18 protein-coding genes are annotated in these 25,671 nt (G+C 59.1%); 5 read left to right on the top strand and 13 right to left on the bottom strand.

Annotated features, from left to right (window positions below):
* Position 1: 1 nt before the first annotated feature.
* The 3 genes from SBC1_RS00090 to SBC1_RS00080 all read right to left on the bottom strand — a co-directional run bounded on the left by SBC1_RS00090 (position 2) and on the right by SBC1_RS00080 (position 3,305).
* Entirely contained in the window at positions 2-373 is a 372-nt protein-coding gene (locus tag SBC1_RS00090) for a low molecular weight phosphotyrosine protein phosphatase (RefSeq protein WP_243830252.1), read from the bottom strand.
* 65 nt (positions 374-438) lie between these two features.
* Positions 439-1,794 carry a polysaccharide biosynthesis/export family protein gene (locus SBC1_RS00085; protein ID WP_371826743.1) on the bottom strand — a complete coding sequence of 452 codons (1,356 nt, stop codon included), beginning with the start codon at positions 1,792-1,794 and terminating at the stop codon, positions 439-441.
* A 95-nt stretch (positions 1,795-1,889) separates the two neighbouring features.
* Positions 1,890-3,305: an undecaprenyl-phosphate glucose phosphotransferase gene (locus SBC1_RS00080; protein ID WP_165085282.1), complete on the bottom strand. Its 1,416-nt coding sequence runs from the start codon at positions 3,303-3,305 to the stop codon at positions 1,890-1,892.
* A gap of 386 nt (positions 3,306-3,691) precedes the next feature.
* Here SBC1_RS00080 and SBC1_RS00075 point away from each other — a divergent pair, with 386 nt between their 5' ends.
* Positions 3,692-4,624 carry a 2-hydroxyacid dehydrogenase gene (locus SBC1_RS00075; protein ID WP_165986839.1) on the top strand — a complete coding sequence of 311 codons (933 nt, stop codon included), beginning with the start codon at positions 3,692-3,694 and terminating at the stop codon, positions 4,622-4,624.
* A 122-nt stretch (positions 4,625-4,746) separates the two neighbouring features.
* Positions 4,747-6,111 carry an MFS transporter gene (locus tag SBC1_RS00070; RefSeq protein ID WP_165085277.1) on the top strand — a complete coding sequence of 455 codons (1,365 nt, stop codon included), beginning with the start codon at positions 4,747-4,749 and terminating at the stop codon, positions 6,109-6,111.
* A gap of 276 nt (positions 6,112-6,387) precedes the next feature.
* On the opposite strand, the gene SBC1_RS00065 is transcribed toward SBC1_RS00070, so the two are convergent.
* The 4 genes from SBC1_RS00065 to SBC1_RS00050 form a co-directional block, all read right to left on the bottom strand.
* Positions 6,388-8,139, bottom strand: coding sequence for a tetratricopeptide repeat protein (locus SBC1_RS00065; RefSeq protein ID WP_165085274.1), 1,752 nt, complete (start codon positions 8,137-8,139; stop codon positions 6,388-6,390).
* A gap of 123 nt (positions 8,140-8,262) precedes the next feature.
* The gene (locus SBC1_RS00060) at positions 8,263-8,799 is read right to left on the bottom strand and encodes a lipocalin family protein (protein WP_371826742.1); all 537 of its coding nucleotides are present in this window, start codon (positions 8,797-8,799) and stop codon (positions 8,263-8,265) included.
* Between the two features lie 166 nt (positions 8,800-8,965).
* Positions 8,966-10,348 carry an ATP-dependent RNA helicase DbpA gene (gene dbpA / locus SBC1_RS00055; protein ID WP_031361009.1) on the bottom strand — a complete coding sequence of 461 codons (1,383 nt, stop codon included), beginning with the start codon at positions 10,346-10,348 and terminating at the stop codon, positions 8,966-8,968.
* 13 nt (positions 10,349-10,361) lie between these two features.
* Positions 10,362-10,559 (bottom strand): hypothetical protein, encoded by a 198-nt coding sequence (locus tag SBC1_RS00050; RefSeq protein WP_047895277.1) that lies wholly within the window; start codon positions 10,557-10,559, stop codon positions 10,362-10,364.
* Positions 10,560-10,792: 233 nt separating this feature from the next.
* On the opposite strand from SBC1_RS00050, the gene sbcD reads away from it, so the two are divergent.
* Both sbcD and SBC1_RS00040 read left to right on the top strand, forming a co-directional pair.
* Complete coding sequence (gene sbcD / locus SBC1_RS00045) at positions 10,793-12,016, top strand: exonuclease subunit SbcD (protein WP_165986836.1); 1,224 nt, start codon at positions 10,793-10,795, stop codon at positions 12,014-12,016.
* A complete protein-coding gene (locus tag SBC1_RS00040) occupies positions 12,013-15,450 on the top strand; it encodes an AAA family ATPase (protein WP_165986834.1) in 3,438 nt (1,145 codons plus the stop codon). The genes sbcD and SBC1_RS00040 overlap by 4 nt, the downstream gene beginning before the upstream one ends.
* A 7-nt stretch (positions 15,451-15,457) precedes the next feature.
* Here the strand turns inward: SBC1_RS00040 and SBC1_RS00035 are convergent, their stop codons facing one another.
* Both SBC1_RS00035 and SBC1_RS00030 read right to left on the bottom strand, forming a co-directional pair.
* The gene (locus tag SBC1_RS00035; protein ID WP_165986832.1) at positions 15,458-16,702 is read right to left on the bottom strand and encodes a tetratricopeptide repeat protein; all 1,245 of its coding nucleotides are present in this window, start codon (positions 16,700-16,702) and stop codon (positions 15,458-15,460) included.
* Between the two features lie 535 nt (positions 16,703-17,237).
* Positions 17,238-17,633: a hypothetical protein gene (locus tag SBC1_RS00030; protein ID WP_165085252.1), complete on the bottom strand. Its 396-nt coding sequence runs from the start codon at positions 17,631-17,633 to the stop codon at positions 17,238-17,240.
* Between SBC1_RS00030 and SBC1_RS00025 the strand changes: the two genes are divergently transcribed.
* The gene (locus SBC1_RS00025; RefSeq protein WP_165986830.1) at positions 17,632-19,404 is read left to right on the top strand and encodes an SWIM zinc finger domain-containing protein; all 1,773 of its coding nucleotides are present in this window, start codon (positions 17,632-17,634) and stop codon (positions 19,402-19,404) included. The genes SBC1_RS00030 and SBC1_RS00025 overlap by 2 nt on opposite strands.
* A gap of 423 nt (positions 19,405-19,827) precedes the next feature.
* Here SBC1_RS00025 and gyrB read toward each other — a convergent pair whose 3' ends face one another.
* The 4 genes from gyrB to dnaA form a co-directional block, all read right to left on the bottom strand.
* Positions 19,828-22,299: a DNA topoisomerase (ATP-hydrolyzing) subunit B gene (gene gyrB / locus SBC1_RS00020; RefSeq protein WP_165085212.1), complete on the bottom strand. Its 2,472-nt coding sequence runs from the start codon at positions 22,297-22,299 to the stop codon at positions 19,828-19,830.
* Between the two features lie 159 nt (positions 22,300-22,458).
* Entirely contained in the window at positions 22,459-23,562 is a 1,104-nt protein-coding gene (gene dnaN, locus SBC1_RS00015; RefSeq protein WP_031360983.1) for a DNA polymerase III subunit beta, read from the bottom strand.
* Positions 23,563-23,825: 263 nt separating this feature from the next.
* Positions 23,826-23,978 (bottom strand): hypothetical protein, encoded by a 153-nt coding sequence (locus SBC1_RS00010; RefSeq protein ID WP_165085183.1) that lies wholly within the window; start codon positions 23,976-23,978, stop codon positions 23,826-23,828.
* 94 nt (positions 23,979-24,072) lie between these two features.
* Positions 24,073-25,671: a chromosomal replication initiator protein DnaA gene (gene dnaA, locus SBC1_RS00005; protein WP_165986828.1), complete on the bottom strand. Its 1,599-nt coding sequence runs from the start codon at positions 25,669-25,671 to the stop codon at positions 24,073-24,075.

Here is a 25,671-nt window from a genome sequence, read left to right as displayed (position 1 = left end):
GTCAGTGCGATAGTCGTGCGATGGTGTCAAGCCAGCGTGAAACGCCTTGCTCGATCTGTGTCACCGCCAATTCAAAAATAAAGGGGCCGCGCTGGTACGGGTCGACTACGTCAAGATCGTCATGATCGCCAAGGCGATAGGTCTTCCCCCTGGCGTAGGGGTAGTTCGTTTCGATCAGTTCGCGCTGCGCACGCGTCATGGTCAGTACAAGATTCGCGTTACGCACGTGCGAGGGCGTCAGCAGAGTCGAAACGTGGTTACTAATGTCCAACCCCCTGTCGCCCATGAGTTGCACGGCGACTGGATCGGCTCCACGTCCTACCAACGCACGCGTCCCGGCAGACGTCACACCAATGTGCGGCATATTCTTCATAAGCAGCACCGCTGCTATCGGACTGCGACAGATGTTGCCCTCGCAAACCATGAGAACGTGGCAGGTCACCTTGTTACAATCGCCGCGGTCAAACCAGCGTTGATAGCCGGCAGCAACTGGCTGAGAACGCGGCTAAAGCGCGCGAGCCCAGTGCTGTCCACGTACACCACGTCCTTCGGCTGCAATTCGAACTGGTTCGCCAGGACCATTGACACTGGCGACTGCCCGTCCAGGTGATACACGTGCGGCTGCTTGCCGTCGCCACCGCGTATTACGTACATCTGCGTCGCATCGGCCGTCATCATGTTGACGCTGCCGGCTTGAGACAAAGCGTCGCTTAGCGTCAGCTTGCCGGTACGCAAAGGCAGCGCCGTCATCGGCTTATTGATCTCGCCCATCACGAACACGCCGTTTGCATCGCGCGACGCCACGCGCAGGAGATCGCCATCCTTTAGCAAGATATTCGACGGGTTCGACCGGTTGTCGATCATCTGCGTCAGGTTGACCGGATACGACACGTCATCCCGCAACAGTTCCATGCGGCTCTGGTCCGCCGCCGATGTAAAACCGCCTGCACGAGAAATCGCTTCGTAGAGTGTCATTGGGACGTCGTTGATCGGCTGTACGCCCGGCGTATGAACTTCGCCGTCTATATAGACTTTCTTCGCACGGAACGATCCGATCCGAACGGTGATCTGAGGCTCGCGATATACCCTCGTAAGCCGACGATATAGCTGCGCCTGAACCTGATCTGTTCTTAGGCCCATTACATTGAGGACACCCGCGTACGGGAACGTAATGTTCCCGCCTTGATCGACAACGAAGCCCGCTGGCGCATCCGAAGGACGCACCTGGTTCTGGGTCTGCGTGCCCATTGCTGCTGTCAGCTCCGGATGGTCCCAGACGGTGATCTGCAACACATCGCCCGCACCAAGCGTGTAGGGGGCGGGCGCTGAGAACAGTCGTGGCTGATCCATCGCGCTTCGCCGCACGCCTTCCTGACGCAATCGCTGAATCAATGCGACGTTGATGTCGCTGATAGGTACTGCGAGCTCCGTATTACCGGCGGGCGTAACGGGCTCGACATTCGCGACGGTCGTAGCGGGACGACCGTTCCCGATCGGCGTGCCAAGCTGGACTTCGCTGTCTGACTCAGCGCGCGCGGCATCACCGGAAGATGACGCAAGCCAATCAGACGCTGGCTGATCGCCGGCACTAGTAACCGGAATGACCGGTGCGCTGTCCATATGCATGCCTGGCAAGGTACATGCGGATAACAACACCGCCGTTGCCGCCATAAGAGATGCGAGGCGGCCATCCACTCGCTTTAGAACCAGCATTGCCATTTTGTTCAGCCTGTTTTCCGAGCGCGTCGCGCCCTGTGCATTGCTTATGGAACCGGCGGCAGTCGGCCGATTCATCCAACTTCTATTTGTCTTCATACTGCCCGTTGGTTAAACCATCACTTGCGTTGCGTTGATTTTTTGAAAAAGCCAGCGCAAGGGTGAACCGCGCATCAATATGCGTTCCGGTGCACCAGGCCTTTTATAAAGGTAGCGATCACAATCCGAATGTCCAGCTTGAGTGACCAATTTCTTATGTAGTACATATCGTATTCGACGCGACCTTGCATCTTTTCGATGCGATCGGTCTCACCCCGAAAGCCGTTCACCTGAGCCCAACCGGTAATCCCCGGTTTGATGCGATAGCGGTGGATATATCCATCGACGATCTTCTGGTAGTAGTCGTCGTGCTCCGTTGCATGTGGCCGCGGACCAACGACAGACATCTCGCCGCGCAGCACATTCAGGAACTGCGGTAACTCGTCCAGACTTGTGCGACGCAGGAAACCGCCCAATGGCGTGATTCGCGGGTCGTTTCGCGTAGCTTGCTGAATCACGCCAGCCTTTTGCACGTGCGAGCGCATGGTGCGGAATTTGAAGATCCTGAAGCTCTTCCCGTCCGCGCCTTTGCGGGTTTGCCTGAAAAAGACGGGCCCGTGGGACGACAACTTCACCGCAATGGCGATCGCAATCACCAGCGGGGAAATAAGGATCAGCGCGAAGGCGGCGAACATCCTGTCAAAAATCGCCTTTTGCAAAAGCGCCGGGCCCGAGAGCGGCGGCGCAACCAGATTGATTGCCGGCGCGCCCATCAACTCGACCATCTCGCCGTCGAACATCGCAAGACTCCGTACGTCAGGAATGAATCGAATGTTGACCAGGTCGCCGCTGAACTCTTCAAGAACGTTCCGTAATGCCTGCTCCTCGGACATAGGCAGCGCCACCCATACTTCGGGTACCTTTTTCGCGCGGATGGCGGCGGCGAAGGCCTTCAGATCACGGCATACCGACATACCTGGCATGTCGAGTTGAATCGTTGGTTGTGAAATAAAACTGACGGCCATGCGAAAGCCCGAGGTGGGCGACGCCGCGATCTTCGCCACCACGTTTTCGCAATGCGCGCCTACACCGACAACGCCCACCGCACGCAAGTCGTATCCTGCGTGGCGCATCCGCGATTGGATCAAGTGAACGATGAACCGCGATACCACGAGTGCCGCGCCCGTGTTGAGCGTCCACCAGCCAACCCACAGGCGCGAGACGAAACCCGTCCGGTGCAACGCGAACATCACGACCCCGGCACAGACTTGTGCCACGAGCCATGCCAGCAAGATACGGCACACGAGCATCAGTTTCGACCGGCCGCGCCAGGACTGATACACGTGGAACAAGGGAAAAAGCAGAAGAGCGGACGCGATGGAAATTGCAACGAATGAACCGTCACCCAGGGGGTGCGCTTCGCCGGCCGGCCGGAACAGCATGGCGACAGCGGCTCCCACCGCGATCAGCACGACGTCGATTAGTCGCGAAAACAGGCTTTGCAGCTCCGCCCAGTTGGCTCTACGGCGAGCCGCGGCAAGTGCTCTCATGACTTGCTCTACTCAAAGCAGACAAACGCTTTTGGCGTCGGGATGCTGACGCGCATCGTCCGTGGACGTAGAGACGTATTGGTATTGAGCATTTTCAAGCACCCCAGTTCAAGCTTTATTAACTTCGTCGAAGCCGCTTTGCGGCTTTCGGTATTTGATGGGGCGGCGTCAAAGTGAAACTATCCGCCCCATTACATCGCCGGGCGCAATTGTCGGTTGCGCGTCGCTTGCCGCCTACACGACATTTCCTAAAAACAGGTCGTGTATGTCTTTTTTATGCATTCATTTAAAAATGGCCGCCGCCGTCGGACCTCGTAAGGGGTCTCCCGACGTCATCTCAAAAAAAGTGCGAAACTTGGCCCTTCTCTCCGCCAACCCTTGCACCCATGCTCCCCACCGTCCTTGTCGTGGTCCCGCTTCGTCCTGAAAACCAGACTACCGTTGCCAGCGCCTTCAACGTCATCACCGCGTTGGATCAACCAGCACTTGATCAAGCCCTGACCGGGCACGCCGACAAAATCCGCGCTGTCCTGACAAACGGCACCATCGGCATCAATGCAGCGTGCATCGCAAAACTGCCGAACCTCGAACTGATCGGCGCGTTAGGCGCGGGTTACGAAAACATTGCGCGCGACGCCGCCCAGGCCCGCGGCATCATCGTGGTGAACGGCGCAGGGACCAACGACGACTGCGTCGCCGATCACGCCTTCGCACTTTTGCTGGGCGTCGTCCGCCAGATCCCTGTGCTCGACCGCGCATGCCGCGCGGGCGTATGGCGCGACGATCTGCCGTTCCAGCCGAACTTCTCGGGCAAGAAACTAGGCGTGATCGGGCTTGGCCATATCGGCAGGAAGGTGGCTAGAAGAGCGCAAGGCTTCGATATCGAAATCGGCTATCACAATCGCCGTCCGCAACAGGACTCGCCTTATACCTACTTCGACTCAGTAATAGCGCTGGCCGAATGGGCCGATTACCTCGTGGTCGCCACGCCGGGCGGCGCATCGACAAAACATCTGATCGACGCCAGCGTGCTCGCCGCGCTCGGCTCAAAAGGCTACGTAGTGAACGTGTCGCGCGGCAGTGTTGTGGATACCGCCGCTCTGGCGGACGCGCTCGAACGCGGCGTGATAGCCGGCGCGGGGCTCGATGTCTACGAAGGCGAACCCGCGCCGCCGGCGTTGCTGACAGGCTCCGAGCGTGTCGTGCTGACGCCCCACGTGGGCGGGCGTTCGCCCGAAGCGGTAGCAGCGGCGGTACAGATGTTCGTCGATAACGCTACGCGGCACTTCGCCGGCGAGGCCGTACTGACACCTGTTTGAAAGCTCCCGCGGGGGTGCCCGGCGAGCTTCGCCACGATCCCGTATCGTGTCGGACTATTGCCGATCACGTCCAATCCTAAAAAACTGTGTCAGCCCAGACTCCTCTTCTTGCCGACGGTCCCATGACCGCGCTCCAGCGTCGCGGCATGGCGGCCATCCTGCTCGCCGTTTCGCTCGCCACGCTCGATACTGCCATCGCGAATACCGCGCTCCCCGCGATCGCCGCCGATCTCCACGCAACACCCGCCGCATCGGTCTGGATCATCAACGCCTATCAACTGGCGATGGTCGCCACGCTGCTGCCGTTCGCGGCGCTGGGTGGCATCGTTGGGCACAGGAAGATCTATCTGGGTGGCCTGATCCTGTTTCTCGTAGCGTCGCTGACCTGCGCGTTGTCGTGGTCGCTGCCCTCGCTCACAGCGGCTCGGCTGTTGCAGGGCATTGGCGCGAGCGCGGTGATGAGCGTGAACACGGCGCTGATCGGGGCGATCTATCCGCATCACAGGCTTGGGCGAGGGTTTGGACTGAACGCGCTGGTGGTGGGGATATCGTTCGCGGTCGGACCGACGGTCGCTTCGATCGTGCTCTCGCTCGGGCCCTGGCCGTGGCTGTTTGCCGTGAACCTGCCGGTGGGGCTGCTGGCGTTGTTTATTGGCTGGACGGCTTTGCCGCAGACACCGCGCGCGCAGCACGGCTTCGACCGCGTGGCGGCCGGGCTGAACGTGATCACCTTCGCCGCGCTGGTGTTCGCGCTTGGCGAGGCGGCGCAGCGCGCGCCTACGCATATCGTGCTGATCGCGCTCGCGGTGACGGTGGTGGCAGGCGGGCTGATGCTGCATCGTGAACGCGGTCATCCGGCGCCAATGCTCCCCGTCGATCTCTTCAAGCGCCCGATGTTCGCGTTATCGACAGCAACGGCCGTGTGCTCCTTCGCCGCGCAAGGGCTGGCGTTCGTGTCGCTGCCGTTTTACTTCGAAAGCGTGCTCGGGCGCAGCCAGGTGGAGACCGGCTTCCTGATGACGCCGTGGTCGGTAATGGTGGCGTTGCTGGCGCCGGTCGCTGGGCGTTTGTCGGATCGATATCAACCGGGGCTGCTGGGCGGCGTGGGCCTGGCGATCATGTGCGCGGGCATGGCGTCGCTGGCGTTACTGCCCGCTCATCCGCATGCACTCGATATCTGTATCCGCATGGCTATATGCGGCGCCGGTTTCGGGTTCTTTCAATCGCCCAATCTGAAGGCGCTCATGGCGAGCGCGCCGCGCGAGCGTAGCGGCGGTGCGAGCGGCGTGGTGGCAACCGCCCGGCTGATCGGCCAGGCGACCGGCGCGGCGTTGGTTGCGCTGAGCTTTGGTATTGCGGGGCATCATGGACCGGCGCTGGCGCTGGCGATTGGTGCGGGATTCGCAGGCGTGGCGAGTATTGCAAGCGGCTTGCGGCTGATTACCCGCGATAAACCCAGCGAAACGATGCAGACAGCGGAGAAATAGGCCGCGATTAGATGCGGCAAGATGTGAGAACTGCGCTGGTGTTTTTTCGGAGCGGCAATCTGCAACGACGCGGGGCTGCCGAGCAGCAGGAGGTCGTTACTATGCGGCACAGTTGCAGAGAGGTAACCGGCAAAGACGCTGGTGCAACGTGGCAAAATGCAAGCCGCACAGGCCCACTCTTTTTGCCACATCAAGCGGTCTCGCATGTGAAGCTTGATCCGCCAGAAGCGATTGCGAACCAGCTAACCGCCAGGCCCATCGGCCAGCGCAAACCATTCAGCCCGCCATCAGCGCCGCTTTCGCCCGCGCGACCGGCTCAGTCCAGTCTCCGAGCGTAGTCTGCTTGAACAAACGCGTGCGTGGGTACCACGGACTGTCGTCACGATCGAGCATCCAGCGCCAATCGTAGTTAGCGGGCAGGAACACCCACACGGGTTTGCCAAGCGCACCCGCCAGATGAGCAACCGATGTATCTACGGTTATCACCAGATCGAGTTGCTCGATCAGCGCGGCGGTATCGGCGAAATCGTGGATGTCATCCGTCAGATCGTGAGGCCTCAACGCGCAACCGGGCTGCGAGAGTTGGTCGCGCGCGGCCCCCTTCTGCAGCGAAAACCACTCGGTGTTCGCGACCTCCGCGAACGGTGACCACGCGGCGAATGGCATCGAACGGAACTGATCGTTGCCGAACGTCGGACTACCCGCCCACACAATGCCAATCTTCCTGCGAGTGCCCGCCAGTTTTTTCACACGCTCCGGCCACGAGCCAATCCGCTCGGCGCTTACGCTCATATAAGGAATGTCGGCGAGGACAGCGGGGACACGCTCGGCCAAGTGATGCGGCACGCTCATCGAGGGCACCCAGAAGTCATATCCATGAGTCGGGCCGAGGTGAAGCGCCGTATGCATGCCAGGCACACTCTGAATCAGTTCCACGATGTTCTCGGGCACCCACATGTCGACCGTGGCGCCCATTTTCTCGAGCATCGTCACATAACGTGCGAACTGCATCATGTCGCCGTGACCCTGCTCGCCCGCCACCAGCAGTGTCTTGCCTTTCAGCGATTCCCCGCGCCATTCCGGCACACCGGGAACGCTCATCGGTTTGTACTTGCTCGAGCGCCAGCGCACTTCGTGGAGCGCCCAGCCTTCCTTGAAGTTGCCACGTCGCAACTGCAGCAACGCGAGATTGTGCAGCGCGTCGGCGTGATCGGGGGCGAGTGTCAGCGCGTGCCGATAATACGGTTCCTCCTCCTCGAAACGACCTTGCGAGCCGATAGTCGCACCCACGCAGACGTGAATCTGCGGATCGTCGCGTAACGTCAACGCCCGCCGATACTGCGCTTCCGCCTCCACGAATTTCCCGCAAAGCCCGAGCGTCGTGCCGAGATTCACATTCGCCTCGAAGTGATCCGGTTTCAAAGCAAGCGCCCGGCGCAGGCTCGCCACCGATTCGTCGAATCGCTTCAGTTCGCGCAGCGCGTTGCCTTCGCCGAAATGCGCGTGGAAGTTGCTCGGGTCCCGTGCAAGCGTCTCGCGATATGCCGCCAACGCTTCGTCGTAGCGCTTCGCGGAAGCGAGTGTCGAGCCGAGGTTCAAACGAGCGTCGATAAAATCGGGATCTTGAGCAAGTAACGTCTGCAATTGTTCGATGGATTCGTCGAAGCGGCCTTGCTTTTGCAGCGCTGTGCCAAGGTTGTTGCGTGCGTTGGCGAATGCCGGATCGATGGCGAGGGCGCGCTCGTAGCACTCCACGGCATGAGGAAGATCGCCTAGCGCCGCTGCCACCAGCCCGCGATTGCTCCAGCACGCGGACCCATGGGGGGCAAGGCCAAGCGCACGATCAAGCCACTTCGCGGCGCCTTCGTTGTCGCCACGTTGATGCAACAACACACCGAGATAATGCAGTGCGTCGACGTGATCCGGATGTTCTTTGAGAATCGCGCGATAACCACTTTCCGCTTCGGCCATATGGCCTGCCTGATGGAGATCTAAAGCGACGGCGAGCGGTTCGGCGAGTTGATTCATGGCGGCGTATTCATCAAAGTGGATAACCTCTCGATGCTATGCGCCGCCTTCCCGTCCAGCTATCGGATTACTCCTATCCCTTGTTTCGCCGATTAAGGTTATGAGTTTCGCTGATCGGGGGCATCAGTCTTTATCGCCGGGGGAATGAAAGCCAGGCTTGCCGATTTGTGCCGGCGTCTGCGGCACGCGACGGAATCGCGAGGTGTCGTAACCCATCTCGTCCAGGCGGCCCAGCAGTTCGTGATATTTCGCGTCGCTGATATCCGGCGAGCGCGCAAAAATCCAGCCTAGCTTTTTGCCTGGGTAACCGAGGATTGTGTACTGATAATCCGCATCGACATAAAGCGTTTGCTGGCTCGCGTAGATCGGCCAGAAAATGCGCACGCTCCATTCGGCGTTATTGGTCCCGGGAACGATGGAATCCGTGAATTGATAATGCTTGAGCGGGGCGTCGAATGAGCCCTTGTGCGCGTAATACGAATCGTCGATTTTGCCGTCATCGCGAAGTTTCCATTGCGCGTAACTGCCTACGAACTTGTCTTCGGCGAAATACGGAATGTTCGCGATGATGTACCAGCGGCCCATATAACGCGGCAAATCAACGGATGCGAGCTTCGGCTCCACATTCGCGCGCGGATTGGGGTTTGGAGGGGAGGACATGCACGCGCCCAGGAGCAGCGTGAACAAAACGGCGACAACAACGCGTAGAAAGCGGGACATGGGGCACCATGGAATCGATTAAGGGCGGATATGAATGCATACGCATATCCGCCCTGACTGGTTTCATCGAATCATGGGTGCAAATTGCAGGCCCGGCGCTTCAAAACTAAATGCGCCGTACCTTCACCTTCTTGCCCTTCACCTTTCCAGCCGACAGCTTCTTCACCGCCTGATCCGCGATATCCCGCGCGACCGCCACGTACGTGACCATGTCCGTCACGTTGATCTTGCCGATCTGCGAGCCTTCGAAACCGGCGTCACCGGTCAGCGCGCCAAGTACGTCGCCGGGACGAATCTTTTCCTTGCGGCCGCCCAGAATCTGCAGCGTGGCCATGGGCGGCTGAAGATGACCCGGCGTTGCTGGCGTCAGTTCGCTCAGCTTGTGCCACTCCACTTCCTTTTTCTGCGCCTGTTCGATTGAGCTCACGCGCGCCATTTCGTTCATGCTCGCGAGGCTCAGCGCCCAGCCTTCCTGATCCGCGCGGCCCGTTCGGCCAATTCGATGCACATGGATCTCGGGATCTTGCGTGACATCGACGTTGATCACCGCTTCCAGTTGCGTGATATCGAGCCCGCGCGCGGCCACGTCGGTCGCGACGAGCACGGAGCAACTACGATTGGCGAACTGCACGAGCACCTGATCGCGTTCGCGTTGTTCGAGTTCGCCGTGCAGCGCGAGGGCGTTAAAACCTTGCGCGACCAAGACATCGAGTAAATCGCGGCATTGCTGTTTCGTGTTGCAAAACGCAAGCGTGCTCACCGGCTGATAGTGATCCAGCAACTGGCCGACCGCGTGGAGACGCTCGTTGTCATGGACTTCGTAGAAGCGCTGCTTGATCTTCGAATTCGTGTGCTGCTCGGTGAGCTTGACTTCCTGCGGCTTGCGCAGAAATTGCTGGCTCAGTTTCGCGATGCCTTCCGGATACGTCGCGGAAAACAGCAGCGTCTGGCGATCCTTGGGGCATTGTTTGACTACCGCGACGATGTCGTCGAAGAAACCCATGTCGAGCATGCGGTCGGCTTCATCGAGGACCAGCGTTTTCAGCGCGGTCAACGGCAAAGTGCCGCGCTCGAGGTGATCCATGATCCGGCCCGGCGTGCCCACGGCAATGTGACAGCCATGCTCAAGGCTCGCGATCTGTGGGCGCATCGGCGAGCCGCCGCACAGCGTCAGGATTTTGATGTTGTCTTCCGCGCGCGCGATCCGGCGGATTTCCTGCGTGACCTGGTCGGCGAGTTCGCGCGTCGGACACAACACGAGCGCCTGAACGGAGAAAAGCCGCGGATCGATCTTCGCCAGCAGCGGCAACGCGAATGCGGCCGTCTTACCGCTGCCCGTCTTGGCCTGCGCGATCAGATCGTGGCCTGCGAGCGCGATAGGCAGACTCGCGGCCTGGATCGGGGTCATCGTCAGATAACCGAGTTGTTCGAGGTTCGCCAGCATGGCCGGCGAAAGCGGCAGAGCGCTGAATGAGGTGGGCGTGGTCATGAGGATGTTCTACTTATTTCGCGGCAGGTTTCGGCGGGACCGAATTGTCCTGCTCATAGGTGATCGTGCCGTCGGGCGCGTCGTGGCGCAGCACCTTGTTGCGCGCGCCGCACATGGGGCAGCGGAACATCAGGCCCTGGCCTTCATTCTTGATAAGCACGTCGGCGAGTTGCCATTCGGCGCCGCACGGCTGGTTTCGGCAGATAAACATGATTGATTTGAGCGTAATTGATGGGGTTGCGGCGTGAAAAGGGCATCGGCGAGGCCGGCGCGCGCTGTTTCCGCGCAATTAGAAGGCGAAGTGTACGCGTACACGGCGCGATTGCCTCGTTTTAAGCCGTTTTCCGGTCCTTTGCCGGCCCGTTCCGGCGCTTGGAGCGAGTCCATCGGCTAAACTGGCAGCCACTAAAACGATGCGCGGCAACGCCTTCAACCCTACTCCCAATGCGAATCCTGCACACCTCGGACTGGCACCTTGGCCAGTACTTTCTTGGGCATTCACGCCAGGCTGAACATCAAAAGCTGATTGCATGGCTGGTCGAGCAAACGCGGCTGCACGCGGTGGATTCGGTGCTGATAGCCGGCGATATCTTCGATACCGGCGCTCCGCCCAGCTACGCCCGGGAACTCTATTACACGCTGATTCTGGCGTTGCGCGACGCGGGAGTCGGCTTGACGCTGCTGGCGGGCAATCACGATTCTGTCGCCGTGCTGGAAGAGTCGCGCAATTTGCTGACCGCGTTGAACACCGTCGTCATTCCCTCCGTTCAGGACGATCCGAACGAACAGGTTCGTGTGCTCGCCACGCGGGACGGCAAGCCCGGTGCGATCGTCTGTGCCATCCCGTTTATCCGCCCGCGCGATGTGTTGCAGAGCATCGCGGGACAGAGCGCACGCGACAAACAGGAGTCGCTGCAAGACGCGATTCATGCGCATTATCAGGCACTCTTTGCGCTGGCCGAGCAGAAGCGCGTGGAACTCGGCGCGCATTTGCCGATTATCGCGACCGGGCATTTAACGACGGTGGGTGCGAGCGCGAGTGAATCGGTGCGGGAGATTTATGTGGGTGCGCTGGAAGCCTTTCCGACTAGCGCGTTTCCGGCGGCAGATTACATCGCGCTAGGGCATATTCATCGGCCGCAGAAAGTCGGCGGGTTGGATCACATTCGCTATAGCGGCTCGCCGATCCCGCTGAGCTTCGACGAAGCGCGCCAGCAGAAAGAGATGCTGCTTGTGGATCTTTCAGCAGACGGCCTTAAGGCTGTAACGGTGCTCGACGTGCCGTGCTTCCAGCCGTTGTTGTCGGTGAAAGGATCGTTGAAAGAGCTTGAGGCTGCGGTTTCGGCGGCTGCGTCGCAGGCCGTTGAAGGCGAGACCGTGTGGCTCGAAATCGTGGTCTCCGCCGATGACTACCTCAGCGATCTCCAGTCGCGAATCCAGAAGATCACTGAAAACCTGCCGGTTGAAGTACTGCGCATTCGTCGCGAGCGTTCTTCGGCGTCGAACACGCTGCATCGGCAAGCCAAGGAAACCTTGAACGAACTCACGCCTGATGATGTATTCGCGCGCCGCCTGCAATCCGAAACCATCGATGAGGAAACGCGCTTGCAGCTTTTATCGATGTATCGCGAAGTCGTGGCGCAAATCGGCGAGGCGGATGCAGCATGAAGATCTTGTCGTTGCGTTTGCGGAATTTGAACTCGCTGAAGGGCGAGTGGAAAATCGATTTCAGCCAACCGCCGTTTCGCGATAACGGGTTGTTCGCGATCACCGGGCCAACCGGCGCGGGCAAGACCACATTGCTCGATGCAATCTGCCTTGCGCTCTATCACCGCACGCCGCGCATGGACACCATCTCGCAAGGGACGAACGAGCTGATGACGCGGCACACGTTCGAATGCCTCGCGGAAGTGGAGTTCGAAGTGAAGGGCGAAGGGTATCGGGCATTCTGGAGCCAGCGTCGCGCACGCGACAAAACTGACGGCAATCTGCAAGCGCCCAAGGTAGAGCTCGCGCGTCTCGATGGCACGATCATGACCGAGCGGATCGTGGATAAACTGAAGAAAGTCGAGGAGATTACAGGGCTTGATTTCGGTCGCTTCACGAAGTCCATGATGCTCGCGCAAGGCGGGTTCGCCGCGTTCCTTGAAGCGAAGGCGAACGAGCGCGCCGAGTTGCTGGAAGAGCTCACCGGCACCGATATCTACGGCACGATCTCGCAGAATGTGTTCGAGAGGACGCGCAACGAGAAGCTTGCGCTGGATACGCTGCTGGCACGCGCCGACGGCGTTCAGTTGCTGACGCAGGAACAGCGGAGCGGCTTGCAGCAGGAACAGATTGCGGTTGGCGAACAAGAAACAGCGCTCGGTAAGCAACTCGATACAACGCGCGCGATGTTGGCCTGGCGAGCCGCGTTGTCGGCGGCGGATGTGCAGCTTGAGACGGCACTGGCTAACCAGCGCCAGGCGGATTTGAAGATCGCCGAGGCGAAGCCTTTGCTCGACCGCCTCGCCGCGAGCGAACCTGCCGAAAAGCTGCGTGCCGATCATGCTGCGATGCTCGCCGCACGCGGCACGCATGTGGCAACTTCTCGTCAACTAGCGAGCGCCAAGGCGGACAGGGAGGCCGCATCGCTCGATGCCGCGCGTGGTCTACGTCTGGCATCGGTGACAAGTGGAAGGATTGCAGAGCTTCGACAACGCACGCTGAACGAGATTTCGGCCGATACGAAAGCCGTCCAATCCGCGCTCGATGAACATCCGCATCGAAGCAAACTTGGCGAGCAGATTGTGTTGTGGCAGCAGCAGTTCGCGGTGCGCCAGCAGACGTTGAGCGACATTGAAGCGAGCCGCAAAAAGCACACCGAGGTCAGTCTCTCGATCGATAAGCAAGCCCAGGCGATCGATGCTCAGCGTATTGCCGTTCGCGAAGCAACGACCGCAGCCAACTACGCGCGCAAAGGCGAAGCCGAGCAGCGCGCAAAGCTTTTGACGCTGTTGAACGGCGACAACGAAGGCGATCTAAAGTCGCGTTGTCGGCGGCTTCAGGATCAACATCAATTGTTCGGCAAGCTTGCGCATATCGGCGAAACGATTGCTCGCGGGACCAAACAACTCGCACTGGATCGCGAAGAACTCACGCAGAAAAACGCGTCGTTCAAGCCTCTGCCAGAGCAACGTGATGGTCTCTCCAAAGAGATTGAAACGCTCGTTGAGCAGATTGAGGACAAACGCAAATTACTGCATCAGGAACAGCGCATTCTCGATCTCGCCGGTCATCGCGCGGCGTTACAGCCTGGAGAAGCCTGTCCTTTGTGCGGCTCGATGGAGCATCCGTCGATCAGCGCGTATGAAGCGCTCGACGTCTCCGCGACCGAGCAAGCGTTGAAAGACAAACAACTCGCGTTGGATAGCAAACGCAAGGACGCTTTGGCGATCGATGTCGGAATCGCGGGGTTGCGCGTGGCGATTGAACAACTCGGAAAACGTATCGATACATGGATCAGCGACGCTGCTTCGCACACCGCAAGTTGGACGCAGTTATGCGCCGAGCTTGAACTGGAAGCCATCGAGCACAACGCGCTCGATACTCATGCGCGCGAACACGCGACCAAGTTGAAGCACGCGCAAGAAACGCTTGCTGCGATGGATCAGCAGAAGACGGTGATCGAGCAGCACGCGAACGCCGCGAATGCGGCGGAGCGGAAGTCAGTCCAATATCAACACGATCTGAAACTGCTCGAAGAGAAACAAAGCTCTGCAGAAAAATCGCTTAAGGAAACCGCAGATCACGCAGAGTCATTGCAAAACGCACTGCTTAAACGAGAACAGATGCTCGATGAATCGGTCACGTCCGTCGGTTATGCGCGTCACGATTCGTGGACGTCATGGCAAACGTGGCTCACGGACCGCGACGCCGAATGGAAGGCGTGGCAGACGGCATCGGATAAAAACCGCGCGCTGACACAGCAAGCCGATCGCACGCGACAGGCGCTTGAAGCGGCGTCGGTTGAAGCGGAAAAATGGTCTATTCGATGGGCCGCTTGCGAAGCGGATTTTGTCGAATTGCAGACCGAGGTTATTGCAGCGGCCAGCGATCCCGATGCAGCGCTTTCATCGGCCGTACAACGCTACGAAACTGCACGCGATAAAACCAGCGCACTCGAAGGCACGCAGCGAACGCTGACAATACGCCTGACCGAAGACACTGAACGCGCGGAGAAAACATCGGCGGCATGGACGAGTGCGTTAGCCAAAAGCATATTCGCGAATGAACAAGCGTTCACCGAAGCGCTGCTGCCGCATGAAGAACGCGAGCGCTTGCAGACGCTGAAGCGCGAACTCGATGAACTTTCGACGACGGTGCGCACGCTGCGTACGAACGCGGAAAATCATCGTGCGGAATTGCTGAAAGAGCCGAAGACCGAACAAGACGCGGAAGCGTTGCAACGCGCGGTTGATGAACTGCTTGCAGCGTTGAAGACATTGAGCGAGAAACAAGGCGAGCTTCGCGCGACGCTCAAGAACGACGACCGGCTGCGCGTGGAAAAGCAGGCGCTATTTGAACAGATCGATGCTCAACGCGCGCGCTACGACTTGTGGCAACGCTTGAGCAGTCTGATCGGTTCCGCCGATGGAGCGAAGTATCGAAAGTTTGCGCAAGGCCTGACGCTCGATCATTTGATCTATCTCGCGAACCGGCAACTCACGCAACTGCATGGGCGTTATCAGTTGAACCGCAAGCTTGCGGGCGATCTGGAAATGGAAGTGCTCGATATGTGGCAAGGCGACATTGCGCGCGACACGCGCACGTTGTCGGGCGGCGAAAGCTTCCTGGTGAGTCTTGCGCTGGCGCTGGCTTTATCGGATCTGGTGAGTTTCAAGACTTCCATCGACTCGCTGTTCCTTGATGAAGGTTTCGGTACCCTCGATGGCGAGACGCTGGAGATTGCGCTCAACGCGCTCGATTCTTTGAACGCAAGCGGCAAGATGATCGGTGTGATCAGTCACGTGGAAGCGCTCAAAGAGCGCATTCCGTTGCAGATCCGAGTGGCGAAAAGCGTGGGAATCGGCTTTTCGACGGTGGAAGTGGTGGGCGCATGACGAGCGCTTATTGCTCTCGCTGCACCACGATCTCGCCCGATTTTAGCTTCTCGATGACAAAGAACGGCATATCCAGGCGCCATTGGCCGTTCTTTACGATCACCTCGTAGTCGAACAAAACCTTGCCCTCCGCCGAGCTGAAAATGAGGCGTTGTGAATCGCCATCGGGCAATTCGCTTTCACCGCCTATAGCTTGCACGCTCGTATTGCTGCCAACGTGGAATTTGTCGGTATTCCACCTGTTTGGCGCGTGAGGCGGGAACGGTTTGGCATCGTGGAAACCGAAGATATCGTCGTGAGAGAGCACGCTTTTGCGTAACGTCGACCATACGTGTTCGCGCAAATAATGCTGATCGACAAAACGGCCGCTATCCGCGTTTTTCGCGGCAAACTGCTGCATCGATGCAACTGCGTTATGCAGCACGCCGGCGCATCCGCCCCATAAGCCCGCGAGAATCAATTCGGTGTGCGTGAAGTAATCGCGGATAACGTGGAAGTAATACGGACTTTCCACCCATTCCTGTACTGCCGCATATTCACGCTCAGACAACAACGCGTCGGCGTCGCGAAGGAGGAAGCGCTTGACGCTTGAATCGTCGATTACCAGGAAGCGCCACATCAACGGGTGAACGCTCGCGTCGGGCTCCATGAAAACGACTTCGGCCCCCGCCTCTTTAAGTCGCCGTTGAACGTGCTCGGGAACGCTGGCGTCCAGATAAACGCGGCAGGTCCAGCCTTTGAACACATCGCGCGTCATTTGTGCGTTCATGACCGCGGGCTCGCAATATCGCGGATTGGACCCGAACAGCGAATAAGCGATCACGTTTTCAGCCGGGTTCGCGGCGTTGAATGGCTGCGGTGCATGGTCGGGGATCGGCTCGCTCGAATTCGCACCGCATTTCGCATCGGAAGCGCGTAGTGAACGAAGTCCGTATTCGCGCATTTCCTCTGTTTTACCTAGCCAGCCGCACACTTCCACCAAGCCATCGAGCCATGTGGACGACGCCAGCTTGCGCTGGCTCGCCGGCGCATTATGGATGCTCATATAGACCCGATACGCTTGATCAAAGGCGTTGGTGCGCATCAGGCATAACGCATAGTCCGGCAGGATTGACATGTTGCCAGGCGTGATCTGAAGCGCCTCTTCGGCGAATTTCGCACCGCTTTGAAAGTCGCCAATTGCATAAGCTGCGCGAAAATTCTCTGCGATGCTGGCGAGCCGCACCTGGGCGGCCGCGTTCGGTTGGCGCATGCCGCCGGATTGTTTCGTTTGTTGAAAATTAGGTCGAGACATGGGGTCTAATCGGTTATTAGCGAATGGGCATTGTTCGTACGCGCGCTGGTGCTGCAGCGCCGAACTGCTCCGAGGTAACCAAGGACTTTAAACGGGCCGATGCCTGTTGCCGACGCTTGAGATCGTTTTTCACAATTTCACGGCGTGAAATCATCGCGCGTGGGTCCCTGGGAGCGGAACGCACACGTGACCATGCTTTGGCGGCCCAGCCGAAAGTGGGGGCATGCTGAAACAGTCGACACGCGAGCCTCCGCGCGTCATAAGAAAATCGGAGCGAAAAGGCCGGATCGTAAGAAAATCTGTAGGCGGATAAGAAAATCTGCAGGCGTCCCCGCGTTTTGCAGATTTTTTTCTGTGGCGCCAAGATGATGGCGGTTGATTATTCCCCTAGGGCGCAGACAACTCTACGGGATACCCTGTCAATGCCATTCAACCGGCTTGACAGCTTGGCTGTCTGTCATTCGTTAAGCCGTTCGAGAGAGGTAACATGCGTTCAGACGGCTGCTACGTCACCAACATTTTCCTTGACCGGTGCTGACTTCAAGTAAGCTCCAACGCACGCTTGGAGACGATCGCCAAAGTCGAAGAGTTGGTCCAGATTGGCAATAGGAACTCTCTCTTCCTCTTTGTTTTCGTTGAAAAATCCCACGACGAGACGATTTTCGTTGTTGAACCGTAGTCGACAGATAGGCTTGCGATTGTTGTCGTCGAACAAGATTGCGCAATAGCTCGCCGAGACGCGTATGAAAACGCGTCCGGGCTTCGCGACCGGACGAAGGATCGCTCTTATGATCTGAAACGCTTCCAACTCCATCTCGGAGGGAGGGAATATCATCGTCACTATTCGCCGCACGTGGCGGCATTGCCTCAATGGCACTCCCTGTTCCATGTCTGAATCTGCAAAGCTCGCTGAAGCTCTTACCCTTGCCGAAGTCCAGTCGCTCGCCGACACGAAGACATTCGCGCGCGGCAAGGCCTATTTCCACGATGGCGTCGTCTCCCGCCTGGAGGAGCGCGACGGTGCTGTTCGCGCCACCGTACACGGCACCCACCGTTACCGGGTCGAACTTGCCGTCGAGGATGGCGGACTCGCTTACGACTGCAACTGCCCGGTGGGCGAAGAAGGGGTTTTCTGCAAGCACTCTGTCGCCGTTGCGCTTTCCTGGCTCGAGAATTCCGGTGAAGAGGTGTTCCTTGCCGAAGAGGCGGCGCCTGGGAAGCGGCGCCAAAAGAGGAAGACCGATGAGGAATTGATTCGCGAATACGTCGCGACGCTCGACAAGGGCGCGCTTCAGGAATTGCTGATCGATGCCGTCGAGCGCGACATGACGCTGCGCGACAAGCTGCTGTTCGCCGCACGTGCGGCGGGGGCCTCCGACTTGCCCGGTATGAAGGCCGCCGTCAGGCAGGGGACACGTATTTCCCGCCCAATGGACTGGCGGGAGTCTGGCGCATACGGCGACGGCCTGACGTCGCTGGCGGACATGCTGCGCCAGAGGCTTTCCGGACCTCATGCCGCACAGGTGGTCGAGCTGTCCGAGCTGGCAATTGCCGGCGCGGAAAAGAGCCTCGAACAGATTGACGACTCCAGTGGAGACGTGATGCCGGCCATTCTCGAGCTGGCGGCGGTTCACCTCGATGCCTGCACGTTGACCGGACCCGACCCGGTGAAGCTCGCGGAGCGGCTCTTCCGCTTCCAGACAGAAGGCAGGTGGGACACCTTCTATCACGTCCTGCCGGCGTACGCGGAGCCGCTGGGCAAGAACGGCTTGCGCCGTTATCGCGAACTCGTCAACAAGGCTTGGAACGCGCTGCCCACGCTCGCCCCTGGCAAGGAATATCGACGGTCATACGACTCGCCGCGCATGCAGCTCGAACACGCGATGGAGGCGCTGGCTGAACTCGACGGAGATGTCGACACACTCATCCGCATTCGCTCGAAGGACCTATCGAGTCCGTACCGCTTTCTGCTGGTGGCGGAGCTTTGTGTGAAGCACGGTCGCCCGGACGAGGGGCTTGCGTGGGCTGAGCGCGGCATCAAGGAATCCGGCAAGAGCTTTGACCAGCGCCTCCTCGACTTCTGCATTGACGCATATCTGCGTCGCAGCGAATTCGACAAGGCCGATGCATTCGCTTGGCGCCGGTTCGAAATGCACCCGACGGCCGAGGCGTTTCCCGCCTTGATGAAGGTTGCTACGGCTACCGGCAGGCATGACGAGACACGGGAGCACGCGCTCACGCACCTCTGGGCGTTGGTCAGGGAAGAGGAGGCAGTTTCAAAATCGAAGCGCACCGTCTGGCAGCGCTCGACACGGAGCGAACTGGTGAGAATTTTTCTTGCCGGAAAAGAGAACGACACTGCATGGGAAACGTTTAGCGGCGGCCCGGTCGCAACACAGCTATGGCCGAAAATGGCGGCTGTCCGTGGCAAGAGCCATCCGCACGACGCCATCGCCCTCTATCACAGGCTGCTGCCGGTCGCTGCCGAGGGCGGTACGCGCAACGCCCGGTATGACGAGGCGCTTGAAATCGTGCGGGCCATCGGCATGCTGCGGGCGAGGCTGGGTGAACGTGCAGAATTCACCAGTGAACTGGAGGGGATTCGGGCGACATATCGCGCGAAGCGCAACTTCATCAAGCTGCTCGCCACGCTATCCTGACGTTGCCCTCAGGCCGTGTCGAGCCGATGGCCCAGCAACGCGGCCGCCGGTATCGGTGCAATGCCGCGTGGTGCCCCCGAAGTGATTCGCGAAATCCCTCCCGAGCCGCGGGTTCTTTCTCCCGACATCGAAAAATCCGTTCTTGGGTCGTGAAATTTTCACGATACTGGGAATTTTCACTTGTTCCTCGAAAAACATGCAGGTTTTCGGATGCGCTCAACAAGCGCCGCGGGTTGGCCTGCGAATCAAGGGGAATCGGCGTCCGCAGCGTCGACTGAACCGCCGGTAGCCTCGGGAAAAGACTCCCTGACCACTTCCTCAATGCGAGCGATGACGCTCTCGGGCAGGTAATAGTATTGCCTGCGCTTATTTGCCGAGAGCTTTCCATTGTTGGACTTCACCATTCGAATGAGGGCCGACACCTTAAACGTCAATATTCCCCGCCCTCAACGCGTTCGATTCAATAAACGCGCGACGCGGTTCAACGTCATCACCCATCAGCGTCGTAAAGATCCCATCGGCTGCAATCGCATCTTCGATCTGAACGCGCAACAAACGGCGCACGGTCGGATCCATCGTTGTTTCCCACAACTGCGACGGGTTCATTTCGCCCAAGCCCTTATACCGCTGCTTGGTCACGTTACGCTCCGCATCCGCGATCAACCACTTCATCGCGCTCTTGAAGTCAGTAACCGCCATCGACCGCTCGCCGCGTTTAATCACCGCACCCGGACCAATCAAACCCTTGAAGGTATTCGCGGTCGTTTGCAGTTGCTTGTAATCAGCGGTCAGTTGGAAGTCTTCATCGATAACCGAAACCTTCACGTTCCCGTGATGCCGGCGATTGATATGCAACGACCGGATCTCGCGCACCGAGTCATAAGCCGGCTCGACTGTCACTTCCGGCTTCAACGGATCGGCGCGCAAAGCGGCCTGCAGAGCCGCAGCCGAAGCCACGGTGGATTCTTGCGTCGACAAATCCAGCTCGATGCCATCCATCACCGCGCCAAGCGCATTGACGTCGTAAAACCGGCTGAGTCGATCCACGACCGCCTGTGCGAGCAAATAAGCGCGCGCCAATTCACCGAGCGCATCCCCGGTAATCGGCGTAGCGCCTTCCGCTGCAGTCAGCTCCGAACCCTGCAATGCGAGCTTCAACATATGCTGATTAAGCTCGTGCGTGTCCTTCAAATACCGCTCGTCCTTACCCGCCTTGATCTTATACAGCGGCGGTTGCGCGATATAGATAAACCCGCGCTCCACAATCTCCGGCATCTGCCGATAAAAGAACGTCAGCAGCAGTGTACGGATGTGCGCGCCGTCCACGTCCGCGTCGGTCATGATGATGATGCGGTGGTAGCGCAGCTTCTCGAGGTTGTAATCGTCCTTGCCAAGCCCCGTTCCGAGCGCGGTAACGAGCGTCACAATCTGCTCCGATGAAATCAGCTTGTCGAAACGCGCGCGCTCCACATTCAGCACCTTGCCGCGCAGCGGCAGGATGGCCTGGAATTTCCGGTCACGCCCTTGCTTCGCCGATCCGCCAGCCGAGTCACCCTCGACAATATAAATCTCGGACTTCGCCGGATCCTTCTCCTGGCAATCAGCCAGCTTGCCCGGCAAACCAACGCCGTCAAGCACACCTTTACGCCGCGTCATTTCACGCGCTTTACGTGCGGCGTCGCGAGCGCGCGCTGCATCGATAATCTTGTTCGTGATGATCTTCGCGTCGTTCGGCGTTTCTTGCAGGAACTCCTCGAGCGCCTTGGCGACCACGTCTTCCACCGGCGCACGCACTTCCGACGACACCAGCTTGTCTTTCGTCTGCGAGCTGAATTTAGGCTCCGGCACCTTCACGGACAACACGCACGACAACCCTTCGCGCATGTCGTCGCCACTCGTCTCGATCTTCGCTTTCTTCGCGATATCGTGATCCGTGATGTACTTGTTCAGCACCCGCGTCATGGCCGCGCGCAGGCCGGTCAAGTGCGTGCCGCCGTCCCGCTGCGGAATGTTGTTCGTGAAGCACAGCACACTTTCGTTGTAGCTGTCGTTCCACTGCATGGCCACTTCGACCGTGACGTTGTCCTTCTCGCCAATCGCGTGAAACACGTTCGGATGCAACACTTGCTTCGCTTTGTTGATGTATTCAACAAAGCCCTTCACGCCGCCGATGAACGCGAAATCGTCTTCCTTGCCGTCACGCTGGTCGGTCAGGCGAATCCGCACGCCGTTATTCAGGAACGACAGTTCGCGCATACGCTTGGCGAGGATGTCGTAGTGGAATTCCACGTTGCCGAAGATGGTGATATCGGGCATGAAATGCACTTCAGTGCCGCGATTTTCGGTGTCGCCAACAACAGGCATGGGCGAATACGTAATGCCGTCTTCGGTCACGAGTTCGCGGTTCTGCACCACGCCCTGGCGGAATTCCATGAAGTGCTTCTTGCCGTCGCGGCGTACGGTGAGGCGCAGCCATTCGGACAGGCCGTTCACGCACGACACGCCCACGCCATGCAGACCGCCCGACACCTTGTAGCTGTTCTGGTCGAACTTGCCGCCCGCGTGCAGCTCGGTCATCACGATTTCGGCGGCGCTGCGCTTCGGATCGTGCTTGTCGTCGAGCTTCAGGCCCGTCGGCACGCCGCGGCCGTTATCGGTCACGGAGATGGAGTTGTCAGCGTGAATGGTGACGTGAATGTCGTTGCAATGTCCGGCGAGCGCTTCGTCGATCGAGTTGTCCAGCACTTCGAAAACGAGGTGGTGCAGACCCGTGCCATCCGACGTATCGCCGATATACATCCCCGGCCTCTTGCGGACCGCCTCCAGACCCTCGAGGATCTGAATGGAGGATGCGCCATAAGCGTTGTCGGGTTGCGAAATTGGGTTTTCAGTCATGGGTTTTTTTCCGGTTCTGCGTCACTACTGGGTCGCTACTGGGTTCACTACGCGGTCACTGCGGGGTTGCTGCGCGGTCGCTGCATGAGACTTTTCGAAACGCCTTAAAAATGCCAAAGGGGCAATGCGCCCCTTGGAAAGTTTTTAGTTTTGGCCGCGTCAGATGCGCATTGGCATCACCACATATTTGAATTCGTCGTTCTCGGGAATCGTGATCAGGGCGCTCGAACTCGCGTCGCCAAGACTCACTTGCAGCATGTCGATCTTCAGGTTCGCGAGCACGTCGAGCAGATACGTGACGTTGAAACCGATGTCCACGCTGTCGCCTTGATACGCGATTTCCAGCTCTTCCTGTGCTTCTTCCTGGTCGGCGTTGGTCGACATGATCTTCAACTGACCCGGCTCGATCAGGCAACGCACGCCCTTGAACTTGTCCGACGTCAAGATGGCAGCGCGTTGCAGCGAACGCTGCAACTCTTCGCGGCCGATCAGGAACGTGTTCTTGTGCGACTTCGGGATCACGCGCTGAAAGTCGGGGAACTTGCCTTCCACCAGCTTCGACACGAGTTCGACCTGGCCGAACGTGAATTTGACCTGGCTTGCCGCAATGTCGATCACCAGCAGATCGTCAATGTCTTCCAGCAGGCGCTGCAATTCGAGGATGGTCTTGCGCGGGATGATCACTTCCTGGCGCGCGAACGATCCTTCAATTTTCATCGATGAAAACGCGAGCCGGTGGCCGTCCGTTGCAACTGCCATCAACTGGTCGCCGTCGACAACCAGCAGCATGCCGTTCAGGTAATAGCGGATGTCCTGCTGCGCCATGGCGAAGTGGACCATGCCGAGCAATTGCCGGAAGGTCTTTTGCGGAACCGACAGGCTCGCGCCGAACTCTGTAGCCTGGTTGACGGTCGGGAACTCATCGGCAGCAAGCGTCTGAAGCGCGAAGCGGCTTTTGCCGGAGCGTACCGTCAGCTTCTTGTCGGTGAGATCGAGCGACACTTCACCCGGAGGCATGGCGCGCAGGATGTCGAGCAGTTTGCGTGCGGCGACCGTGGTGGCGACCTGATCGCTGCCCGTGCCGAAGTCAGCACGCGTGGTGATCTGAAGTTCGAGATCGGTCGAGAGGAACGACACGTCGGCGCCAGTCTTCGTGATCAGCAAATTGGCGAGGATCGGCAACGTATGACGGCGTTCGACGATTCCGCTCACGGTTTGCAGCGGCCTTAGGAGATTATCTCGTTCGGTCTTGACCAGTTGCATAGAGTTCCTTCGTTGATGTGACGGCCGTCCGCCGCGAGTGTCACCACATTTGTCACCGCTGCAGTCATCGCTTTCTCCACCGCTTTTTGAGAAGCGTTTGCCACCGCTTAGATGACCTTCGGACGGTCTCGTGTCACGCGCTTGCGGCGATTGCCGCCCACACGTGCCAGGCTTGCGCCAAAACGCCGCCCAGGGCCGCTGGACGGTCAAACCCGTATTGTGCCTCAAAACCTGACCGCTCCCTAAAAATGGGGGCGATTTCGTCAATAAACAGGTCCATTTTTTGACGCTTTTTGTGGCGCTTTTGGGCGCAGGCGACAAACGGCCGTGCGCACGATCATCGGCGGCGGTTCGACGCGTTTTTCGCCGCTAGCATGACTACCTGCTGATTCGGCGTTGGTTTTGAGGCCGTTCATTGGCGGCGGCCCGGTACAGCCGCCGTTTCCTACACCTGCAGCGTCTTTTGCATCGTGCGGAATGTGCGCCGCGCTGGGTTGTAGCGCAGAACGCTCAACCTTTCAGCGTTTGCTCGAGCACGTGCAGTTCGTGGTTCAACTGGGCGTCCGTGCCGCGTTCCGCCGAGATTTTCCGCACGGCGTGCAGCACCGTGGTGTGGTCGCGGCCGCCGAACAGTTCACCGATTTCCGGCAGACTCTTCTGCGTGAGTTCCTTCGCCAGATACATGGCGATCTGACGCGGCCGGGCGATGTTCGCGGGCCGCTTCTTGGAATACATGTCGGCGACCTTGATGTTGTAGAAGTCCGCCGCCGTCTTCTGGATGTTTTCCACTGAAATCTGCCGGTTCTGCACCGTCAGCAGGTCTTTCAGCGCCTCCTTCGTCAACTCGATCGAGATCTCGCGCCCGTGGAACCGCGAGAACGCCAGGATCTTGCGCAACGCGCCTTCGAGTTCACGCACGTTCGAGCGCAAATGCTTCGCGACAAAAAATGCCACATCTTCCGACAAACTCACGCCTTCCGATTGCGCCTTGCGCATCAGGATGGCCACGCGCATTTCAAGCTCAGGCGGTTCGATCGCGACCGTCAGACCGGAGTCGAAGCGTGAAATCAGCCGGTCATCAATACCCGAAATCTCCTTCGGATACGTATCGCTCGTGATGATCACTTGCGCCTTGTTCGCCACCAGCGCCTCGAACGCGTAGAAAAACTCTTCCTGCGTCCGCGATTTGCCCGAGAAGAACTGAATATCGTCGATCAGCAGCAGGTCGAGCGAATGGTAATAACGCTTGAAATCGTCGAAAGCCTTGCGCTGGTAGGCCTTCACCACGTCCGACACGTATTGCTCCGCATGGATATAGCGGATGCGCGCGCCAGCCTTGTCCTGCAACAGCTGGTTGCCAATTGCGTGAATCAGATGGGTCTTGCCCAGGCCCACGCCGCCGTACAGGAACAGCGGGTTGTACGAAATGCCGGGGTTATCGGCAACCTGGATCGCGGCTGCGCGAGCGAGCTGATTCGCTTTACCGGTCACGAAGTTGTCGAAGGTGAGGACGGGATTGAGCTTCGAACGCTCGTAAGCCGAATCGTTTTCCCCATTCGACGCCGTACCGCCCGGCCGCCATGTCCGGCGTGCCACAGCGGCTTCGTTGGCGTCGAGGCTTGGCAGGTCGAGATCGCCGTTGTCGGCCTGGTCGTTATGTTGCAGCGATTGCGCGTGCTGCGCGGCTTCCGCCGCAAGCGCGTTGATGTGGGCGCTCGCGTTCGCGTGTCCGCCGTTGCTTCGTTCAGCCGAGTGGGGCGCCGGGCGCTGCATGGGCGGGGACGCCGGTGCGCCCGCGGCAGCGGGCGAACCCGACGGCGCGGACGGCGCGGGTGCGCCGCCCATCGCCTTGCGGGCGGTGGCTTTTGGGTCCAGAACAAACTGGATATCGACGGGTGCGTGCCAGAAATCCCGGGCCAGATCCGCGATACGGCCGGAAAACTGACTTTTCACCCAGTCGAGCTTGAACCGATTGGGCGCAGCGATGCGCAGCGTGTTCGCGTCGGCATCGAAGTCGACGGGGGCCAGCGGTTTGATCCATGTGACGTATTGCTGTGGCGTAAGTTCGCGCTCCAGCAATGCGGAACAGTGTTGCCAAAAATCGTTCAT

The organism is Caballeronia sp. SBC1, from assembly GCF_011493005.1.
GTDB lineage: Bacteria > Pseudomonadota > Gammaproteobacteria > Burkholderiales > Burkholderiaceae > Caballeronia.
This window is presented reverse-complemented; position numbering and strand designations above follow the sequence as displayed.

Excerpts from the sequence above, each read along its gene's own strand:
- gyrB (WP_165085212.1), bottom strand. The coding sequence starts at position 22,299 with ATGACTGAAAACCCAATTTCGCAACCCGACAACGCTTATGGCGCATCC.
- SBC1_RS00060 (WP_371826742.1), bottom strand. The coding sequence starts at position 8,799 with ATGTCCTCCCCTCCAAACCCCAATCCGCGCGCGAATGTGGAGCCGAAG.
- SBC1_RS00040 (WP_165986834.1), top strand. The coding sequence starts at position 12,013 with ATGAAGATCTTGTCGTTGCGTTTGCGGAATTTGAACTCGCTGAAGGGC.
- SBC1_RS00075 (WP_165986839.1), top strand. The coding sequence starts at position 3,692 with ATGCTCCCCACCGTCCTTGTCGTGGTCCCGCTTCGTCCTGAAAACCAG.
- SBC1_RS00050 (WP_047895277.1), bottom strand. The coding sequence starts at position 10,559 with ATGTTTATCTGCCGAAACCAGCCGTGCGGCGCCGAATGGCAACTCGCC.
- SBC1_RS00035 (WP_165986832.1), bottom strand. The coding sequence starts at position 16,702 with ATGCGCCAACCGAACGCGGCCGCCCAGGTGCGGCTCGCCAGCATCGCA.
- dnaA (WP_165986828.1), bottom strand. The coding sequence starts at position 25,671 with ATGAACGATTTTTGGCAACACTGTTCCGCATTGCTGGAGCGCGAACTT.
- SBC1_RS00090 (WP_243830252.1), bottom strand. The coding sequence starts at position 373 with ATGAAGAATATGCCGCACATTGGTGTGACGTCTGCCGGGACGCGTGCG.
- SBC1_RS00065 (WP_165085274.1), bottom strand. The coding sequence starts at position 8,139 with ATGAATCAACTCGCCGAACCGCTCGCCGTCGCTTTAGATCTCCATCAG.
- SBC1_RS00085 (WP_371826743.1), bottom strand. The coding sequence starts at position 1,794 with ATGAATCGGCCGACTGCCGCCGGTTCCATAAGCAATGCACAGGGCGCG.
- sbcD (WP_165986836.1), top strand. The coding sequence starts at position 10,793 with ATGCGAATCCTGCACACCTCGGACTGGCACCTTGGCCAGTACTTTCTT.
- SBC1_RS00030 (WP_165085252.1), bottom strand. The coding sequence starts at position 17,633 with ATGGAACAGGGAGTGCCATTGAGGCAATGCCGCCACGTGCGGCGAATA.
- dnaN (WP_031360983.1), bottom strand. The coding sequence starts at position 23,562 with ATGCAACTGGTCAAGACCGAACGAGATAATCTCCTAAGGCCGCTGCAA.
- SBC1_RS00080 (WP_165085282.1), bottom strand. The coding sequence starts at position 3,305 with ATGAGAGCACTTGCCGCGGCTCGCCGTAGAGCCAACTGGGCGGAGCTG.
- dbpA (WP_031361009.1), bottom strand. The coding sequence starts at position 10,348 with ATGACCACGCCCACCTCATTCAGCGCTCTGCCGCTTTCGCCGGCCATG.
- SBC1_RS00010 (WP_165085183.1), bottom strand. The coding sequence starts at position 23,978 with ATGAACGGCCTCAAAACCAACGCCGAATCAGCAGGTAGTCATGCTAGC.
- SBC1_RS00025 (WP_165986830.1), top strand. The coding sequence starts at position 17,632 with ATGTCTGAATCTGCAAAGCTCGCTGAAGCTCTTACCCTTGCCGAAGTC.
- SBC1_RS00070 (WP_165085277.1), top strand. The coding sequence starts at position 4,747 with ATGACCGCGCTCCAGCGTCGCGGCATGGCGGCCATCCTGCTCGCCGTT.